The organism is Pseudomonas sp. GM74, from assembly GCF_000282455.1.
Classification (GTDB): Bacteria; Pseudomonadota; Gammaproteobacteria; order Pseudomonadales; family Pseudomonadaceae; genus Aquipseudomonas.
Genome location: NZ_AKJG01000107.1, coordinates 24,572 through 40,126, shown reverse-complemented (window position 1 = coordinate 40,126; position 15,555 = coordinate 24,572). Strand labels below are relative to the sequence as shown.

Here is a 15,555-nt window from a genome sequence, read left to right as displayed (position 1 = left end):
CCGGCTTGCACGATCTCTCTGACGTACCGCGAACTCTGATTTTACGACTGCTGCGCAGCCGGACGCAGGCTACGCCAGCTGCTACAGATCTAGCTCAGGTTGCCGCAGAAAATATTCTGGCTCCCGTCGGCCGGGCTTTCACGCACAACCAACGAATAGCCGCCCGCTCGAAGAGTCTCGTAGGCGACCGGTGCGCTCTTCCAGAAATACTGATGCGACGCCGCAGAATAGAACCGCGCATTCGGCCCGTCGTTCATGTCATAGGCCGGTTTCGCACCCAGGCTCGCACAGCTCCCCTGATAGATATAAGCCTGCAAACGACCCGGCAAAGCACTACCCATGCTTTCGCCACTGACCGCGAACCAGAACACCGTTGCATTACCGTCGGACATCATGATGGGCCGGGCGATTTTCCCGGCATTGATGGAAGTAGCGTTCAGGGGAACGTTGGTGACCTGACGATCAGGCACCGTCGAGCACCCGGAGATCAACCCAACCGCTACCACCAACGCCAGCGACGATACGATTTTCATCGTGATACTCCCGCTTGAAAGGACGCGTTGAAGTGATCCCCCTGTTGATTCTAGTTGTCAGGCCAATGTGGGCATTTCATCGGATGGTCGGTCAGGCCTGCAAAGACTACATCGGCGGCGTCACGCCATCCTTGCCCGCCGAGATGGATTGAGCGGTGAGCGTGCCGTCAGCGCCCTGCGTCACAAAGGTCACGATCTTCACGCCCACCTTCAACAGGCTGCGATCGGCCGGCATCAGGTTGACGATGGGTACGTCTTCGGGGACCAGGATCTTTTGCTGGCCGCCCTTGTAGTTGACGGTCAGCACCCGACCATTGCTCACCACCAGGTCGCCGACGCTGCCGTTGGTCATGCTGCTGCCCTTGACCAGGTCAAACGGTCGATGACCGTCGCCACTGCCGGCCAGTTCCGGAGGGAAAACGTGGACCTCCAGGGCCTTGAGGGTGCCATCTTCCTGAGGAATAGCCGCTGAGCCAATGTAGCTGCCGGGCTTGATGTCTTCGATGTTGGCCAGGGTCACGGCGCGGACCTTTGTGTCCCTGGTCAGGTTGATCATCACGTTGTCGCCGCTGTTGGCACGGACTTTCAGCGCGTCCTGGCTGACACCGGTGATCTCGCCGCGCACACCGATACGTGTGCCCGGCGCATCCTCTGCCTGCACCAGGCCAACGCCGAAGACGCTGATCAAGGTTGCGACAACAGCGCGACGAATCAGCTGACGAAACTTCAAATTCATGGGACGGCCCTCCGGTGGCAAGACAGGAAGAGAGAACATAAGCACGCTATCGAACAAGATGTAAGTGAATGTATCATTCAACGGCATAGTTCTGACGCAAGGCTCTTCGACGGGCGACACACGCGTTCGTCAGTCATTCCGCAATGGAATAATTGCTATCACTCCAATCCCGCTTCCGCCGTTTCAGTCAGCCCATTAGCCTGCGCGCATTCCTTTCCGTACAGCGAGACCCGTTATGAACCCAGCGACCCAGGTGTCCCACGACACCGCGACAATGACCCCAGGGATGGTGCTGCTGTTCGCCTTCTGCTGCGGCGCGATTGTCGCCAATATCTACTATGCCCAGCCGATCATCGGGCTGATCGCCCCGGACATCGGACTGACCAACACCATGGCCAGCCTGATCGTTTCCCTGACCCAGATCGGCTACGCGCTGGGGCTGTTTTTCCTGGTGCCGCTGGGGGATTTGCTGGAGAACCGTCGGCTGATGATCATCACCACCCTGGTGGCAATTGCCAGCCTGCTGGGCGCGGCATTCACCGATCAGCCGAACGTGTTCTTGCTGATTTCACTGTTGGTGGGGTTCAGTTCGGTGTCGGTGCAGATCCTGATTCCGTTGGCCGCGCATCTGGCGCCGGAAGAAACCCGTGGCCGTGTGGTGGGCGGGATCATGGGCGGTTTGTTGCTCGGCATTCTGCTGGCCCGGCCGGTGTCCAGCGTGGTGGCCGACCACTTCGGCTGGCGAGCGATGTTCATGATTGCCGCGGCGTTGATGGCGGCCATCAGCATCGTGCTGGCCGTGACCATTCCCAAGCGTGAACCTGATCACAGCGCTTCCTATGGCCAGTTGCTGGGCTCGCTGTGGACGCTGTTGCGCAAACAACCAGTGCTGCGCCAGCGGGCGTTTTACCAGGGCTGCATGTTTGCCACCTTCAGCCTGTTCTGGACCGCCGTGCCGCTGGAACTGGTGCGCAATCACGGTTTGTCGCAAAGCCAGATTGCGATTTTCGCCCTGGTGGGCGCCATCGGCGCCATCGCCGCCCCCATCGCCGGACGCCTGGCCGATGCCGGTCACACCCGCATCGCCTCGTTGCTGGCCCTGCTGTTCGCCAGCCTGAGTTTCGTGCCGGCGTTTATCCATCCGGCCTACAGCGTCATCGGCCTGGCGGTGACCGGCGTGGTGCTCGACTTCTGCGTGCAGATGAACATGGTCCTCGGCCAGCGCGCGGTCTACTCCCTCGACGGCAAAAGCCGCAGCCGCCTGAATGCGCTGTACATGACCAGCATCTTCATCGGCGGCGCCTTCGGCTCTTCGGTGGCCAGCGCGGTGTACGAACACGGCGGCTGGTTGTGGATCGTGATCGTCGGCAGCGCGTTTCCACTGTTGGCGTTGCTGCGGTTCTTGAGTGTTTCGCAGAAGGCTTCGCTGGCGACGGCATAAGTCGCTAAAAGCATGAATGCTATGCCGCACACCTGCGTTGCGCCCGTGCCTATCCAGGATCAACGATGATCCGTTGCGCCGAGGTCAACCCCGATTACACTCAACGCCAGAGCCTGATGCGATGCTGGATGCGAATCGCGGCTGACCCGTTCAAGTGCCGCCCGGCCGGCGGCATGCCCTTACAAGGAGTTGCCATGACCCGACGTACCTTTCTCATCACCGGCGCCAGCAAAGGCATTGGCCGGGCGGTGGCCGAGCACCTGGACCGGGCCGGTCATCGTGTGGTGGGCATTGCCCGCAAACCCGACCTGACGTTCCCCGGCATTCTGTTTCCCCTGGACCTGAGTGACCGAGCACTGACCAAGGAAGTACTGGCGGATCTGGCCCAAACGTACGAGTTCGATGGATTGGTGAACAACGTCGGCCTGGTGCGTGCGCAAGCGCTCGGCGAAATCGATCTGGATACCTTTGATGATGTGATGCGGGTCAATCTGCATTCGGCCTTGCAGGCCACCCAGGCGCTGTTGCCGAACATGCGCGCCAAGGGTTGGGGCCGGGTGGTCAACCTCTCCAGCCTGACGGTGCTCGGGATGACCCAGCGCACGGCGTATGCGGCGGCCAAGGCTGCGCTGGTCAGCTTCACCCGCTCGTGGGCGCTGGAGCTGGCGCAAAGTGGTATCACGGTAAACGCCGTGGCGCCGGGGCCGACCGAAACCGAACTGTTCCGCGCCAACAATCCGCCGGGCAGCGAAGGTGAAGCGCGGTATCTGGCAAGCGTGCCGATGGGCCGCCTGGGACAACCACAGGAAATCGCCTCGGCGATTACGTTTCTGCTGTCGGAACAGAGCGGGTTCATCACCGGGCAGACGCTGTTTGTCGATGGTGGTGCTTCGGTGGGTAAAGCTGCTTTCTAACTAATACCCCTATCCACTGTGGGAGCGAGCTTGCTCGCGATAGCGGACTGTCGGCCACATCAATGGTGAAGGTACTGCCGTCATCGCGAGCAAGCTCGCTCCCACAATGGACTTGCGACATCCTCCAGACTTTGCACAAGGAGCCTCAATGGACCGCCTCGGCGCAATGGAAACCTTCGTCTACGTGGTGGAAACCGGTTCATTTTCCGCCGCCGCCCGGCGCCTGAACATCGGCCAGCCGGCCGTGTCGAAAACCATCGCGCAACTCGAATCGCGGTTGGCGGTGCGGCTATTGTTGCGTTCGACCCGGGGCCTGACACCCACCGAGGCCGGGCTGGCCTTTTTCGAACGGGCCAGGCGCGCCATCGAAGAAGCCGACGAGGCCGATAACGCCGCACGGGGATCCGCAGGCGGGCTGAGCGGCAACCTGCGTATCTGCGCGCCTGTCACCTTCGGCCGGCTACACATCGTTCCGCGCCTGGGGCCCTTCCTGGAGCAAAACCCGGCGCTGGATATCGACCTGATGCTCGATGATCGCAACGTCAACCTGGTGGAAGAAGGCGTCGACATCGCCCTGCGCATGGGCGTGTTGAACGACTCGGGCCTGACCGCCCGCAAGATCGCCGAATGTCGGCGCATGGTACTGGGCACACCGGCCTACTTCGAAAAACACGGCGAGCCCACCTGCCCCACCGACCTGCGCACGCATCAGGCCATCCTCTACACCCTCGGTGGCGGTGCCAGTTGGCAGTTCAACAAGGCCGGCGAGGAACAGTCGGTGAACATCAGCGGCCGGATCCGCGTCAACGCCGCCGAAGGCCTGCGTGAAGCCGTGCTGTCCCATCAAGGGCTGACCTTGGCCTCGCAATGGATGTTCGCGCCGGAACTGGCTGACGGTTCGGTCCGGGAAGTGATGACGCACTGGACACTGCCGAACCTGGATCTATGGGCGGTGTTCCCCACCGGGAGAATGGCCAGCGCCAAGGCTCGGGCTTTTTTGGAGTATGTGCAGGGGTTGTTGGCCAGGAAAGCCTGACAGGCAGCCCAATCAAGATCAAAAGATCGCGGGCTACGCCAGCTCTTGCATTGACCGCGTACGCAGGTAATTCCTCGTGTTCGTTCCCGGCAACGTCAGGCGCATGGGGTTTGCTCGCCAATGCAGGCCAGCAAGCGTTCGACCGTAAGCGCCAGCGGTCCGGAGTTGTCGAGCAGGTGCGCGGCGGGATCTTCCACCAGCAACCGCTCGTTGAATCGGGCATTGCGTGCCAGGCGCTGATCGATCTCGCTAATCGATTCACGCCCGCGCTTGAGCAGTCGTTGACGCAACACCGCCTGGTCCACGCTCAGCAGCAGCACCAACACATCCGGATAGCGCAGGCGCGTATTCTGCAAATGCCCCCGCGAGCCATTGACCAGTACGTCCTGGCCGGCGGCCAGCCAATCGTCGATTTCCCGTGGGATGCCATAGGACAAACCATTGGCGTGCCAGCTCAGGGCAAACGCGCCCCGGGCTTGCATGTCAGCGAATTGCTGCGCACTGACGCCAAGCGCCGCCTCGCCCACGGCTTCGGCCGAGCGGGTAATGACCCGACGCACGATACGGCAGCCGCGTTCGGCCAACCGCGTTCGCGCGGCATCCAGCAGGCTGTCCTTGCCCGAACCTGAAGGCCCTATGAGATAGATCAACCTGCCCGCCATCAAAACACCCTCTTCATTTGTCGCCGCACTTGCTGGACCACCGGCAAACCATCCTGACTGCGCTTACACCAGATCAGCCCGCTGGCCCGACGAATGATCCATCACCTGCACCCGTTGCACCAGCAGGTTTTCAACCCGATCACGGTATAGGCTCAGGGTGTTCGACCAGTGCCGGTTAAAAACTGTTACCTATGTGCTTGAACTGTTTTGTTACCTATGTGGGTGAGTCATACCGCGAGCGTTTTTTGCTTCCTTTTTTAGGCGCTTGTAAAAAAGGGAGTCGCCGCAAGGGCGAAACCATAAGCCGCCGTTACCGAAAAAACGGATATGTACACGGTCAGCAAAAGACAGGTCGGCTGTCAGGTCGCCATCGCTGGCAAGCCAGTTCCTACAGGGGTTCAGCATCAGCCCGGCAATCACATTCGGCAGGCACAAAAAAGGCAACCCGAAGGTTGCCTCTTTGCGTTACTGCCCGAATTGCCGCCCCAGGCCACCCGGTACACCGTGGATATCAGTATCTTCCCACGGCCCGTTCGGACTGATCGACCGGCTCCAGCCGTTATCCCAGCGGTAATAGGTACGCTGGCGATAAAAGGTATTGGGCTGGTCATCCAGCACATACACCCCAAGCTTCGGATCCCAATGGCTATTCCCTCCAGGTGGTGGCGCGAAGCTGGCAGAAGTGCGTGGCAACGGCTTGGAGGGTTTGGCCGGGATGGTCGGCTTGCTCGGTACGGGCGACGTCGAAGGCGTGGGGCTGGGCTGCGACGGCGGGAACGGTGCGGGTGCCTGTTGCTCCGTTGGTGGCTGGACCGCACAAGCGCTTAGCCCCAAAACAGCGCTGAGCAGGGCAATACGAGCAATGGCGGTCATGGTGGCGTTTCCTGTCATTTATCCGGGCTGTCGATGGTCAATGTTTGCGGCGCGGTGGTACTGCTGGCCAGGGGCTGGCTGCGACCGATCCATTCGCCAGCGGTCGGTTTGCCGGCACGGGAAATGCGCGCTACCAGTTGGACTTCAGGGAAGTTCGACAGTTTCAATTGCGGCATCATTGCGTCGGCATCGCCCAGTTCGACGGTCACCGGCAGGTCGGCCACGGTCATGCGCTTGACCGCCAGCGGGGCCGGAGGACCGGAGATCGCACGGGCGAAGATGAACACGCTGTCACCAGGCTGGACCCTGGATTTAATGTCTGCACTCAGATCGACGCTGACCTTGAGCAACGCCGCGGCCTTGGCTGTCGGTGCCTGCGCAACCTTGCCGCCACTGGCCACCAGTTTCTCCGTGGCCCGGGTGATCCCGCCTTGCAGTGCCTCGCGGGACTTGTCCTGCGGCGGTAACTGCGCCAACAGGCGATTCCAGTAATCGATGGCGTCCTGATAACGCTCGCCTTCAAATGCGGCAATGCCCAGCAGGCCAAGGCTGGTGACTTCCTTCGGATCGGCCTTGAGCGCTTCGTCGGTCAGGGCCTGGACCTTGTCCGACCACTTCTTGCCATCGGCAAAGTACTGGGCCTGGGCCCATTGACCGAGCAGCTCGGGCTGACGACCGGCCAGGTTCACCGTGCGTTCGAACATCTTCGCCGCATCCGCCGGGCGATCCTGAGCCATGTAGGTGCGACCGAGGAAGTACATGCCCTCAGCGGAATCCGGCTGAGCGGCGACCGCACGCTCCAGGCGCCGGGTCATCTCCTCCATCGACTGGGGGGCCTGGGAGAATTCGCGGGTCAGTTCTACCTTGTCGCTGGCACCGAAATGCAGATACAGGCCCAGGCCCAGCACCGGCACCAGAATGGCCGCCAACAATGGCAAGGGTTTACCCAGACGCGACACCCGCGGCACTTCAGCGCCTTCGGTGTCCGCCAGCAATTCACGGGCGGCTTCGGCACGACCGGCGTCCATTTGCGCCACATCGAGTACGCCCTCTTCCTGTTGAGCCTGCAACTCAGCCACGCGCTCCTGATAAAGCGCGACGTTCAGGGCGGTACGATCCTCTTCGCGCTGAGCGCGACGGCTGCGCAGCACCGGGATCAACAGAAAACTCAGGGCAACCAGAAGCAGCAGACCTGCAGCGAGCCAGAAATCAATCATTCTTGGTTTTATCCAACAGGTGGTCGAGGCGCGAGCGCTCCTCGGCAGAAAGCGAGCCCGGGGTGCCGGCGCGTTGCACGCGACGACGGCGGACGATCACCGCGATGATCACGACACCGCCCAGCAGCAGGCCGGCAGGGCCGAACCAGAGCAAGGCGGTCTTGGCGTTGAGCGCAGGCTTGTAGCGGACGAAATCACCGTAGCGATCGACCATGAAGTCGATGATCTGCTGGTTGTCCTTGCCCTCGCCGAGCATGCGGAATATCTCTTTGCGCAGGTCGGCGGCAATCGGTGCGTTGGAATCGGCGATGTCCTGATTCTGGCACTTGGGGCAACGCAGCTCCTTGGTCAGCTCGCGGAAACGCTCGCGATCCTCTTCCTTGGCAAACTCGTAGGTGTCGATAGCCGCGTGGGTCACGCCCGCCAGGCTCAAGCCCAGAGCAACGGCAGCGATCCAGCGCTTCATGGCTTGGCCTCGTCGACCAGCGCCTGGTACTTGGCCGCCAGTTTTTCGCGCCAGACCTGCTCGTCGATCACGCCGACGAACTTGTCACGGATGATGCCCTTGGCGTCGATGAAGAAGGTTTCCGGTGCGCCGTACACGCCGAGGTTCAGGCCCAGCGAGCCTGCGTCGTCACGAATATCCAGTACATAGGGGTTGTGGAAGTCCGTCAGCCACTTCAAGGCATCGGCGTTGATGTCCTTGTAGTTGATGCCGTAGATCACCACGCCTTGCTGGGCCAGCTTGTTCAGCACCGGGTGCTCGACCCGGCAGGAAATGCACCAGGTGCCCCAGACGTTGACCAGCGCCGGCTTGCCCAGAATGTCGGCGCGGGTCAGGGTCTTGTCGCCCTGCACCGACGGCAGGGAAAACGCCGGGAACGGCTTGTCGATCATGGCCGAAGGCAGCTCGGCCGGATCCAGGTACAACCCTCGGTAAAGGAATACAGCAACCACCAGAAAAATCGCCAGTGGCAACAACATCAACCAACGCTTCATGCAGTGGCTCCCGACATGCCCAGTGCTTCGCGCACGCGGCTTTTGACCTTGACCCGATAACGCCGATCCAGCGCCGCCAACAACCCGCCTGCACCTGTCAGCAGACCACCGAACCAGATCCAGCGCACGAACGGCTTGACATGCACGCGCACAGCCCAGGCGCCGTTGCCCAGCGGTTCACCGAGGGCGACATAGAGGTCGCGAGTGAAGCCGGCGTCGATGCCGGCTTCGGTCATCACCGAGTTCTGTACGGTATAGAGGCGTTTTTCCGGGTGCAGCACGCTGATTTCCTTGCCGTTGCGGATCACCCGCACGGTGCCTTTGTCGGAAGTGAAGTTGGGGCCTTCGAAGTGTTTGGCACCTTCAAAGACGAACTGATAGCCGCCCAGGTCCATGGATTCGCCCGGCGCCAGGCGCAGGTCGCGCTCGGCACTGTTCTGGCTCGACAGCACGACACCCAGCGCACACACGGCAATGCCCAGGTGCGCGACCTGCATGCCCCAGTAGCTGCGGGTCAGGGTTGGCAGGCCCTTGATCAGGCCCTTGTGGCGGGTCTTGTCGAAGATGTCACGCACGCCGGCCAGCAACACCCAGGCGGCGAGCATGAAGGTCGCGAGCACGGCCCAGTTGAAATCGCCGTAGGCGACGCCGGCCACGACTGCCAGCGCGGCGCTGCCGAGCAGAACCGGGGTCAGCATGCTCACCAGCCATTTCACCGGTGTGTCTTTCCAGCGCACGATCACGCCGACCGCCATCACCACCATCAGCAACGCCATCAACGGAATGAACAGCGCGTTGAAGTACGGCGGGCCAACCGACAACTTGGCCCCGGTCATGGCATCGAGAATCAGCGGGTACAAGGTGCCGAGCAGGATCATCGAAGCCGCCACCACCAACACCAGGTTGTTACCCAGCAACAGGGTTTCCCGGGACCAGAGGTTGAAGCCCACCTGGCTCTTGACCACCGGTGCGCGCAGGGCGAACAGCGTCAGCGAACCACCGACCACGAACAGCAGGAAAATCAGGATGAACACCCCGCGCTCCGGATCGGACGCAAAGGCGTGCACCGAGGTCAGCACGCCGGAACGCACGAGGAAGGTGCCCAGCAGACTCAAGGAAAATGCGGCGATGGCCAGCAACACGGTCCAGCTCTTGAACACGCCACGTTTTTCCGTGACCGCCAACGAGTGAATCAGTGCGGTGCCCACCAGCCATGGCATGAACGAGGCGTTTTCCACCGGGTCCCAGAACCACCAGCCACCCCAGCCGAGTTCGTAGTACGCCCACCACGAACCGAGGGTGATGCCAATGCCGAGGAATGCCCAGGCGACGATAGTCCACGGACGCGACCAGCGCGCCCACGCCGCATCCAGGCGACCGCCCATCAACGCGGCGATGGCGAAGGCAAACGCCACGGAGAAACCGACGTAACCCATGTACAGCATCGGCGGGTGAACGATCAGGCCGATGTCTTGCAGCAGCGGGTTGAGGTCGGCACCGTCGGTGGGCATCTGCGGCAGAATGCGCTTGAACGGGTTGGAGGTCATGATCAGGAACAGCATAAATCCGGTGCTGATCATGCCCATCACCGCCAGCACGCGGGCCAGCATGACCTGCGGCAATTGCCGGGAAAACACCGACACCGCGAACGTCCAGCCGCCGAGAATCAAGGCCCACAACAGCAGGGAACCTTCGTGGGCACCCCACACGGCGCTGAATTTGTAGTACCACGGCAAGGCGCTATTGGAGTTGTTGGCCACATAGGCCACGGAGAAGTCATCGACCATGAAGGCGTAGGTCAGGCAACCGAAGGCGAACAGCAAAAACGCGAACTGCCCCCACGCGGCCGGCTGGGCCAGGCTCATCCAGAAGCGGTCACCGCGCCAGGCACCGACCAATGGCACCACGGCCTGAACCAGCGCGAAACACAGCGCCAGGATCATGGCCAGGTGGCCCAATTCGGGGATGAAGATTCCAGCTGTCATCAGTTAGCCCTCTTTCGCGGGAGTGGGTGCCGATTGGCCGCTGTCTTTCAACGCCTTGGTCACTTCCGGCGGCATGTACTTCTCGTCGTGCTTGGCCAGCACTTCATCGGCCACCACCACACCATCGGCGTTGAGCTTGCCCAGGGCAACGATGCCCTGCCCTTCGCGGAACAGGTCCGGCAGGATGCCGCGATAGGTGATGGTCACGGATTTGTTGAAGTCGGTGACGACAAACTTCACGTCCAGCGAGTCGCCGGAGCGCTGCAAGGAACCGGCCTCGACCATGCCGCCGGCACGAATGCGCGTGTCTTGCGGGGCTTCGCCGTTGGCGATCTGGGTCGGTGTGTAAAACAGGTTGATGTTCTGCTGCAGGGCGCTCAGGGCCAGGCCGACGGCAGCGCCGACCCCGACCAGGATCGCGAGAATGATGATAAGACGCTTTTTGCGCAGCGGATTCACTTGCCGTTCTCCCGGCGCAGACGACGCGCCTCTTGTTGCAGATACCGCTTGCGGGCCAGGATCGGCGCCGCCACGTTGAGGGCCAGTACCGCCAGGCAGATGCCATAGGCTGACCAGACATACAGGCCATGATGGCCCATGGCGATGAAGTCGCCGAATGAAGCAAAACTCATCGAGCAACCTCCAGACTGGTTTCCACTTCGGCCTTGACCCAACTGGCCCGGGCTTCGCGCTTGAGCACTTCAAGCCGCATGCGCAACAGCAGGACCGCGCCGAAGAAACAGTAGAAACCCAACGCTGTCAGCAGCAATGGCAGCCACATTTCGGCAGGCATTGCCGGTTTCTCGGTGAGGGTGAAGGTCGCGCCCTGGTGCAGGGTGTTCCACCACTCCACCGAGTACTTGATGATCGGGATGTTGATCACGCCGACAATCGCCAGCACCGCACAGGCCTTGGCCGCGCTGTCACGATTGCTGATGGCGTTGCCCAATGCAATGAGACCGAAGTACAGGAAAAGCAGGATAAGCATGGACGTAAGGCGTGCATCCCAGACCCACCACGAGCCCCAGGTCGGCTTGCCCCAGATCGCCCCGGTGACCAGCGCCACCGCGGTCATCCAGGCACCGATGGGCGCCGCGCATTGCAGGGCGACGTCGGCCAGCTTCATCTTCCATACCAGCCCGACGATGCCGCACACCGCCAGCATCACGTAGATGGACTGCGCCAGCATGGCGGCCGGAACGTGGATATAGATGATGCGGAAGCTGTTGCCCTGCTGGTAGTCCGGCGGCGCAAAGGCCAGGCCCCAGACCACGCCAACGCTGATCAGCAGCAACGCCGCGACGCTCAGCCAGGGCAGCATTTTGCCGCTGATGCCGTAAAACCATTTGGGCGAGCCGAGCTTGTGAAACCACGTCCAGTTCATACTGTTTCCATCACGGTTGCTCTTTACTGTGAAGAGCCAGGGTCTTTGCTGGTCATTTTTTAACCAGACCTCATTATTCGCCGACGCTGATCTTCAGGCCAGCGGCTATTGCAAAAGGTGTCAGGGTTATCGCCAGGGCGGTCAGGCTGCCAAGCCACAGGAGATAACCGGTCGCCGGCATCCCCTGCAAGGCAGCCTGCAAGGCGCCACTGCCAAGGATCAACACAGGGATGTACAACGGCAGAATCAGCAGTGCCAGCAACAGGCCACCGCGCTTCAAACCGACCGTCAGCGCCGCGCCCACCGCACCGAGCAGGCTCAGTACCGGTGTACCGAGCAGCAACGAAAGCAGCAACACCGGCAGACAGGCGGCAGGCAAACCGAGCATCAGCGCCAGCAAGGGTGCCAGCAAAACCAGTGCCAGGCCGGAAAAAGCCCAGTGTGCCAGCACCTTGGCCAAAACCAGAAGAGGCAGGGGGTGCGGCGAAAGGACCCACTGTTCAAGGGATCCGTCTTCGAAATCACTGCGGAAAAGCCCGTCCAGCGAGAGCAGGACCGATAAAAGTGCCGCCACCCAGACCAACCCCGGAGACAAGGTTTGCAACAATTGAGACTCAGGTCCGACGGCCAACGGGAACAGCGAAACGACGATCGCGAAGAAGACGAGCGGATTGGCCAGTTCCGCCGGGCGACGGATCAGCAGACGAGCCTCGCGGGCGACCAACAGGCCGAAAACACTCATACGGCCCAGCTCCCCAGATCGATATCGCGATAACCGGCCGGCATCCGGCTCAGCGTGTGGTGGGTGGTCAACACCACCATGCCGCCGCGTTCGCAGTGGCCGGCCAGATGAGATTCAAGCTGTGCCACGCCCTGCTTGTCGAGGGCGGTAAAGGGTTCATCGAGGATCCACAGCGGCGGACTGTCCAGATACAGGCGCGCCAGGGCGACACGACGCTGTTGACCGGCAGACAGGGTGTGGCAAGGCACATCCTCGAATCCGCGCAGCCCGACCGCGGCCAGCGCCTGCCAGATCGCCGCATGGGTCGCCGGGTGATGCAAGGCGCACAGCCAGCTCAGGTTCTCTTCCGGCGTCAGCAGATCCTTGATCCCGGCGGCATGGCCGATCCACAGCAGGTTGCGCGCCAGTTCGCCGCGTTGCTCGTTCAGCGGCTGGCCATTGAGCAGCACCTGACCGGCGGTCGGCTGCATCAGCCCCGAGAGCAGGCGCAACAGGCTGGTCTTGCCGCTGCCGTTGGGTCCGCTGATTTGTACCATTTCGCCACTGGCCAGTCGCAAATCGAGATTTTCGAAGAGCAGCCGAAGGTCTCGCTCACAGGCAAGGGCAACGGTTTGCAGGACTGGACTGGTCAAGGGTTCACGGGCCTTATACGGTTCAAGTCGGCTCTGGCGCGGCCGTTAAAGAGATGCAGCATAGATGCAATGACGTCTTGTTCTAGAGAGCTGCGTCAAACAATTGCAAAGTTTTGCCATTTTTGGATACAACGGCGCGGCATTATACATGCCATGCCTTACTCTAAAGAGTGCATTTTCCTCAGGTTGTGACCGCGTATGACAGGCGAAATGAACATCCTCCCGCTACCGCAAACCCTCCCGGCGACTTCGCGCCCGCAGGTGGTCAGCGGCGAGTTGCTCAAATTGCTGACACCGGTGGAGGGGCTGATCAGCGTCGGTCAAACCGCCCAGGCCGAAGTACTGTCGCTCAAGCAGGCGGACCAGACTTTCCAGATGCTGCTCAAGGTCACCCTCGACAGCGGCCGCCAGACCACGGTCCAGACCACCAGCAATCAGCCGCTGGCCCAGGGCACCACGCTCGTCGTCACCCAGCCCTCGGCCGGCAACCTGGCCGTGACGGTGCAACAGGCCATTGCCTCCAGCGTCGCCACCCTCACCCGCCTCGACACCGCGCAACTGCCCGTTGGCACCCTGCTGCAGGGCAAGGTGCTGACCTCGCAAGTGCTGCCGCAGGTCCCCGGCCAGCCCATGGTGTTTCGCTCGATGGTGAGCCTGCTCAACACCGCGTTGAGCGGCAGCACCCTGAGCATCGACAGCCCGCAGCCCTTGCGCATCGGCACCTTGTTGAGCGCGCAGGTGCAAGACAGCCAGACATTGAAATTCGTGCCGCTGAGCAGCCGCCAGGAACAACTGGCGGTCACCCGGCAACTGGTCGACCAGCAAAGCCGCCAAGGCTCGCTGGACGGATTGCTCAAACTCCTGCAGAACCTTGCGCCCTCGGACCAGACCTCCACCGAACTGCGCAGCGCCGCTGCCCGGTTGCTCGCCGGCCTGCCGGATGTCCAGCAACTGAGCACCCCCAAGGGCCTGGTCCTGGCGCTGGCCAGCAGTGGAGCGTTCCTTGAAAGCAAACTGCTGAACGGGCAAAACCCGACACTCGCGCCGGACATGAAAGGCGACCTGCTCAAACTGGTTGCGCAGTTGAGTCAGGGTTTGCCGGCCAACACCAGCCTCGGCGCGATCATCACCGCCAACACCCTGGCCCAGGCCATGCCGAATTTTGTCCGCAATGCTTTGGGCATGCTCGGCCAGGTCAGTGCCAAACCGTCGCCGAACGGCTTCCCCCTGCCCGAACGCCTTCTGCAAAGCGCCGAGGGTGAAAACGACCTCGAACACTTGCTACGCCTGGCCGCCGCTGCGGTTTCACGCCTGCAAAGCCATCAGCTGTCGAGCCTGGAACAAACCGGCGTCACCGCCGACGGACGGCTGATGAGCACCTGGCAGCTGGAAATCCCGATGCGCAACATGCAAGACATCGTGCCCTTGCAGATCAAGTTCCAGCGCGAGGACACCCCCGAGAAAGAACAGCCAAAGGAGCGTCGCGAACAAGGCGAACCCAAGCAACAGCTGTGGCGAGTCGAACTGGCCTTCGCCATGGAGCCTTTGGGGCCCCTGCAAATCCAGGCGCAACTGATCAAGGGCAGCCTCTCCAGCCAGCTCTGGGCCGAACGGCCGTACACCGCCAGCCTGATCGAAAACAACCTGGCCGGGCTGCGCGACCGCTTGCTCTCCGCCGGCCTGAACGTCGGCGACCTGGACTGCCACCTCGGCACACCGCCCCAAGGCCCCCAAACCCGCCTCGAACAACGCTGGGTCGACGAAACCGCATGAAAAACCCCAACGCCCCACGCCAGGCCATCGCCCTGAAATACGACGGCACCCACGCCCCTACCCTCACCGCCAAGGGCGACGAAGAACTGGCGGAAGAAATCCTGCGGATCGCCCGCGACTGCGAAGTGCCGATCTACGAAAATGCCGAGTTGGTGAGACTGCTGGCGCGCATGGAACTGGGGGACAGCATTCCGCAGGAGCTGTATCTGACGATTGCCGAGATCATTGCGTTTGCGTGGAATCTGAAGGGGAAATTTCCGGCGGGGATGGGTCCGGATGCGTTGATGGTGGAGAAAGACATCACCGAATGCGGGGATGATTACTGAGCTTTTGAGGCCGCCTTCGCGAGCAAGCCCGCTCCCACAGGGGGCAGAGGTGGCCCCGGATTTTGTGAACGACTCCGAACCATTGTAGGAGCGAGCCTGCTCGCGATGGACTCACGTCCGACGCGTTTATTCAGAATGCCCGCGTTATCGTTGACGTTCATCGCGAGCAGGCTCGCTCCTACAGGTAACCAGTTCTTGTGAAGCTTGCTCATCAACTCCGCCTCAGCCCGGGTCAAGCCGCAGGACTGGGTCAGTTCGTCGATGCTTACGTCCATGCCCACCATCGCGAGCAGTTAGTGCCG

At 61.8% G+C, this 15,555-nt stretch carries 18 protein-coding genes and 1 pseudogene; 5 read left to right on the top strand and 14 right to left on the bottom strand.

Annotated features, from left to right (window positions below; all coding sequences use genetic code 11):
- Window positions 1-89: 89 nt before the first annotated feature.
- Together PMI34_RS07345 and PMI34_RS07350 are read right to left on the bottom strand one after the other, a co-directional pair.
- On the bottom strand, window positions 90-533 hold the full coding sequence (locus tag PMI34_RS07345) for a hypothetical protein (RefSeq protein WP_008052328.1): 444 nt from the start codon (window positions 531-533) through the stop codon (window positions 90-92).
- Window positions 534-639: 106 nt separating this feature from the next.
- A complete protein-coding gene (locus PMI34_RS07350; protein ID WP_008052327.1) occupies window positions 640-1,269 on the bottom strand; it encodes a hypothetical protein in 630 nt (209 codons plus the stop codon).
- Window positions 1,270-1,504: 235 nt separating this feature from the next.
- On the opposite strand from PMI34_RS07350, the gene PMI34_RS07355 reads away from it, so the two are divergent.
- The 3 genes from PMI34_RS07355 (at window position 1,505) to PMI34_RS07365 (ending at window position 4,660) form a co-directional block, all read left to right on the top strand.
- A complete protein-coding gene (locus PMI34_RS07355; protein ID WP_008052326.1) occupies window positions 1,505-2,710 on the top strand; it encodes an MFS transporter in 1,206 nt (401 codons plus the stop codon).
- A 194-nt stretch (window positions 2,711-2,904) separates the two neighbouring features.
- Window positions 2,905-3,624 carry an SDR family oxidoreductase gene (locus tag PMI34_RS07360; RefSeq protein WP_032829797.1) on the top strand — a complete coding sequence of 240 codons (720 nt, stop codon included), beginning with the start codon at window positions 2,905-2,907 and terminating at the stop codon, window positions 3,622-3,624.
- Window positions 3,625-3,772: 148 nt separating this feature from the next.
- Window positions 3,773-4,660 carry a LysR family transcriptional regulator gene (locus PMI34_RS07365; RefSeq protein ID WP_008052319.1) on the top strand — a complete coding sequence of 296 codons (888 nt, stop codon included), beginning with the start codon at window positions 3,773-3,775 and terminating at the stop codon, window positions 4,658-4,660.
- A 95-nt stretch (window positions 4,661-4,755) separates the two neighbouring features.
- On the opposite strand, the gene phnN is transcribed toward PMI34_RS07365, so the two are convergent.
- The 11 genes from phnN to ccmA all read right to left on the bottom strand — a co-directional run bounded on the left by phnN (window position 4,756) and on the right by ccmA (window position 13,154).
- Entirely contained in the window at window positions 4,756-5,322 is a 567-nt protein-coding gene (gene phnN, locus PMI34_RS07370; protein WP_008052317.1) for a phosphonate metabolism protein/1,5-bisphosphokinase (PRPP-forming) PhnN, read from the bottom strand.
- A gap of 465 nt (window positions 5,323-5,787) precedes the next feature.
- Window positions 5,788-6,195, bottom strand: coding sequence for a hypothetical protein (locus tag PMI34_RS07375; protein ID WP_008052315.1), 408 nt, complete (start codon window positions 6,193-6,195; stop codon window positions 5,788-5,790).
- 14 nt (window positions 6,196-6,209) lie between these two features.
- Window positions 6,210-7,412 (bottom strand): c-type cytochrome biogenesis protein CcmI, encoded by a 1,203-nt coding sequence (ccmI, locus tag PMI34_RS07380; protein WP_008052313.1) that lies wholly within the window; start codon window positions 7,410-7,412, stop codon window positions 6,210-6,212.
- Window positions 7,405-7,878 (bottom strand): cytochrome c-type biogenesis protein, encoded by a 474-nt coding sequence (locus tag PMI34_RS07385; protein ID WP_008052311.1) that lies wholly within the window; start codon window positions 7,876-7,878, stop codon window positions 7,405-7,407. The genes ccmI and PMI34_RS07385 overlap by 8 nt, the downstream gene beginning before the upstream one ends.
- Complete coding sequence (locus tag PMI34_RS07390; RefSeq protein WP_008052309.1) at window positions 7,875-8,411, bottom strand: DsbE family thiol:disulfide interchange protein; 537 nt, start codon at window positions 8,409-8,411, stop codon at window positions 7,875-7,877. Before PMI34_RS07390 ends, PMI34_RS07385 begins: the two co-directional genes overlap by 4 nt.
- Window positions 8,408-10,396 carry a heme lyase CcmF/NrfE family subunit gene (locus PMI34_RS07395; protein WP_008052307.1) on the bottom strand — a complete coding sequence of 663 codons (1,989 nt, stop codon included), beginning with the start codon at window positions 10,394-10,396 and terminating at the stop codon, window positions 8,408-8,410. The genes PMI34_RS07390 and PMI34_RS07395 overlap by 4 nt, the downstream gene beginning before the upstream one ends.
- Before the next feature lie 3 nt (window positions 10,397-10,399).
- A complete protein-coding gene (ccmE, locus tag PMI34_RS07400; protein WP_008052305.1) occupies window positions 10,400-10,855 on the bottom strand; it encodes a cytochrome c maturation protein CcmE in 456 nt (151 codons plus the stop codon).
- On the bottom strand, window positions 10,852-11,028 hold the full coding sequence (gene ccmD / locus PMI34_RS07405; RefSeq protein ID WP_007980758.1) for a heme exporter protein CcmD: 177 nt from the start codon (window positions 11,026-11,028) through the stop codon (window positions 10,852-10,854). Before ccmD ends, ccmE begins: the two co-directional genes overlap by 4 nt.
- On the bottom strand, window positions 11,025-11,780 hold the full coding sequence (locus tag PMI34_RS07410; protein WP_008052303.1) for a heme ABC transporter permease: 756 nt from the start codon (window positions 11,778-11,780) through the stop codon (window positions 11,025-11,027). Before PMI34_RS07410 ends, ccmD begins: the two co-directional genes overlap by 4 nt.
- Window positions 11,781-11,853: 73 nt before the next feature.
- Window positions 11,854-12,522: a heme exporter protein CcmB gene (gene ccmB, locus PMI34_RS07415; RefSeq protein ID WP_008052302.1), complete on the bottom strand. Its 669-nt coding sequence runs from the start codon at window positions 12,520-12,522 to the stop codon at window positions 11,854-11,856.
- Window positions 12,519-13,154, bottom strand: a complete 636-nt coding sequence (gene ccmA / locus PMI34_RS07420; protein WP_008052299.1) for a cytochrome c biogenesis heme-transporting ATPase CcmA — start codon at window positions 13,152-13,154, stop codon at window positions 12,519-12,521. Before ccmA ends, ccmB begins: the two co-directional genes overlap by 4 nt.
- 198 nt (window positions 13,155-13,352) lie before the next feature.
- Here ccmA and fliK point away from each other — a divergent pair, with 198 nt between their 5' ends.
- Window positions 13,353-14,927, top strand: coding sequence for a flagellar hook-length control protein FliK (gene fliK / locus PMI34_RS07425; RefSeq protein WP_008052297.1), 1,575 nt, complete (start codon window positions 13,353-13,355; stop codon window positions 14,925-14,927).
- Window positions 14,924-15,253: an EscU/YscU/HrcU family type III secretion system export apparatus switch protein gene (locus PMI34_RS07430; RefSeq protein WP_008052296.1), complete on the top strand. Its 330-nt coding sequence runs from the start codon at window positions 14,924-14,926 to the stop codon at window positions 15,251-15,253. Before fliK ends, PMI34_RS07430 begins: the two co-directional genes overlap by 4 nt.
- Window positions 15,254-15,444: 191 nt before the next feature.
- On the opposite strand, the pseudogene PMI34_RS28375 reads toward PMI34_RS07430, so the two are convergent.
- Window positions 15,445-15,537 (bottom strand): annotated as a pseudogene (locus PMI34_RS28375) (DUF2802 domain-containing protein); the annotation flags it as partial.
- Window positions 15,538-15,555 lie beyond the last annotated feature (18 nt).